The organism is Streptomyces flavofungini (assembly GCF_041028215.1).
Taxonomy (GTDB): Bacteria; Actinomycetota; Actinomycetes; order Streptomycetales; family Streptomycetaceae; genus Streptomyces; species Streptomyces flavofungini_B.
On sequence record NZ_JASKYR010001041.1, the window covers coordinates 1 to 2,417 of the forward strand.

At 69.9% G+C, this 2,417-nt stretch carries 3 protein-coding genes; all 3 read right to left on the minus strand.

The genetic code is table 11. The features are described 5' to 3' along the window. The coding region (locus AB8Z36_RS38120) for an acyl-CoA carboxylase subunit epsilon (RefSeq protein ID WP_369217954.1) at positions 1–90 on the minus strand (90 nt) is incomplete at its 3' end. Between the two features lie 52 nt (positions 91–142). Further along, positions 143–1,687 carry an acyl-CoA carboxylase subunit beta gene (locus AB8Z36_RS38125; protein ID WP_369217952.1) on the minus strand — a complete coding sequence of 515 codons (1,545 nt, stop codon included), beginning with the start codon at positions 1,685–1,687 and terminating at the stop codon, positions 143–145. Positions 1,688–1,748: 61 nt separating this feature from the next. Further along, complete coding sequence (locus AB8Z36_RS38130; RefSeq protein WP_369217953.1) at positions 1,749–2,180, minus strand: hypothetical protein; 432 nt, start codon at positions 2,178–2,180, stop codon at positions 1,749–1,751. Positions 2,181–2,417: the final 237 nt, after the last annotated feature.

Consider the following 2,417-nt stretch of genomic DNA (forward strand, 5'->3'; position numbering starts at 1 on the left):
GGAGAGGAGGAGGACCGTCAGGGCTGCCAGTTCTGCCTCCGTGGGGGTGCCCTTTTCTATGCGGATGTCTACCTCTGCTGTGGGTGGCATGTGACCTCCGGTGCGGAAGGGGTGTGGGTTTCTGTCGTACGGCGGTGCTTCCTTACTGCGGGGGGTTGCCGTGCTTGCGCGAGGGCAGGTCGGCGTGCTTGTTCGCGAGCATGGCCAGGCTGGCGATCAGGACCTCGCGGGTCTCCGCGGGGTCGATGACGTCGTCCACYAGGCCGCGCTCGGCGGCGTAGTAGGGGTGCATCAGCTCGGCCTTGTACTCCTTGACCATGCGGGTGCGCATGGCCTCGGGGTCGTCGGCGGCCGCGATCTGGCGGCGGAAGATGACGTTGGCCGCGCCCTCGGCGCCCATGACGGCGATCTCGTTGGTGGGCCAGGCGTAGGTGAGGTCGGCGCCGATGGACTGGCTGTCCATGACGATGTACGCGCCGCCGTACGCCTTGCGCAGGATGAGGGAGATGCGGGGGACCGTGGCGTTGCAGTAGGCGTAGAGGAGTTTGGCGCCGTGGCGGATGATGCCGCCGTGTTCCTGGTCGACGCCGGGCAGGAAGCCGGGGACGTCCAGGAGGGTGACGATCGGGATGTTGAAGGCGTCGCACATCTGGACGAAGCGGGCCGCCTTCTCGGAGGCTTCGATGTCCAGGACGCCCGCCAGCGCCTGCGGCTGGTTGGCGACGATGCCGACGACCTTGCCGTCCAGGCGGGCGAGCGCGCAGATGATGTTCCGCGCCCAGCGCTCGTGGACCTCCAGGTAGTCGCCGTCGTCCACCAGCTCCTCGATCACCTGGTGCATGTCGTACGGGCGGTTCCCGTCCACGGGCACCAGGTCGAGCAGCGCCTCGCCCGACCGGTCCGCCGGGTCCTCGCAGTCGTGTGCCGGAGGGTTCTCACGGTTGTTCGACGGCAGCATCGAGAGGAGGTAGCGGACTTCTTCCAGGCACGTCTCCTCGTCGTCGTACGCGAAGTGCGCGACGCCCGACGTCTCGGCGTGCACGTCCGCGCCGCCCAGGCCGTTCTGAGTGATCTCCTCGCCCGTCACCGCGCGGACCACGTCCGGCCCGGTGATGAACATCTGCGAGGTCTCCCGGACCATGAACACGAAGTCCGTGAGCGCCGGGCTGTACGCCGCGCCGCCCGCGCACGGGCCCAGCATCACGCTGATCTGCGGGATCACGCCCGACGCCTTGGTGTTGCGCTGGAAGATGCCGCCGTAGCCCGCAAGGGCCGTGACGCCTTCCTGGATGCGCGCGCCCGCGCCGTCGTTCAGTGAGACCAGCGGGGCGCCCGCGGCGATGGCCATGTCCATGATCTTGTGGATCTTCGTGGCGTGCGCCTCACCGAGCGCGCCGCCGAAGATCCGGAAGTCGTGCGCGTAGACGAAGACCGTACGGCCCTCGACCGTGCCCCAGCCGGTGACGACACCGTCGGTGTAAGGCCGCTTGGCCTCCAGGCCGAAACCGGTCGCCCGGTGCCGGCGCAGGGGCTCGACCTCGCGGAACGAGCCCTCGTCCAGGAGCAGCGCGATGCGCTCGCGGACGGTGAGCTTGCCCTTGGCCTTCTGAGCGGCGGTGGCCGGTTCGCCGGGTCCCGCGAGGACCCGCTCCCGTATGTCCGCCAGCTCCGCGACGTGGAGTTTCATCTCTCCCCTTACCGGTTGCCGTCACCTGCCGTCACCGGGCACGCGGCGTATGGTCGGTCGGTCAGTTGCCGAGCTTGCGCAGCCCGCTGATCTGGAGCACGGCGAACGCGCCCACGACCAGCGCCTGCATCGGGATCCACACGGTGCCGATCGTGTTCGGGTCGAACCACCCGAAGATCGCCGTGGCGATGCTGGCGACGGCCCACAGCAGGTTCGCCTCGATGACGACCTTGGTGGCCGCGGCGGACGGGACGTCCTGGCGGGCCAGGAGACCGACGAGCAGGCCGTACACGGTGAGGAAGACACCGATGCCGCGCAGCAGCGTGGTGTCCATGTCGAGAAGGTCGCCGACGGGGCCCGCGGCGGCCAGGTAGATCAGGCCGTTGGCGGCGGTGACGACGGCGTCGAGGCCGAGGAAGAGACGCAGCGGGCGCGCGGCGGACGAGTTCGTGGCCGCGGTGCCGAGGCGAGCGGCGGTCTGGCTCGTGGTCATGAAAACTCCAGGTCGAGACGGTGGGTGGGGGTCTTCCCGCCGTACGGGGCCGTGGGGACACGGCCCGCGCGGAGGGCGGGCGCCCGCGAGGCGAGCGGCGGTCTGGCTCGTGGTCATGAAAACTCCAGGTCGAGACGGTGGGTGGGGGTCTTCCCGCCGTACGGGGCCGTGTCCCCACGGCCCGCGCGGAGGGCGGGCGCCCGCTTTCCGTCCTGATGGTGGCAAGGGGCGCTGATG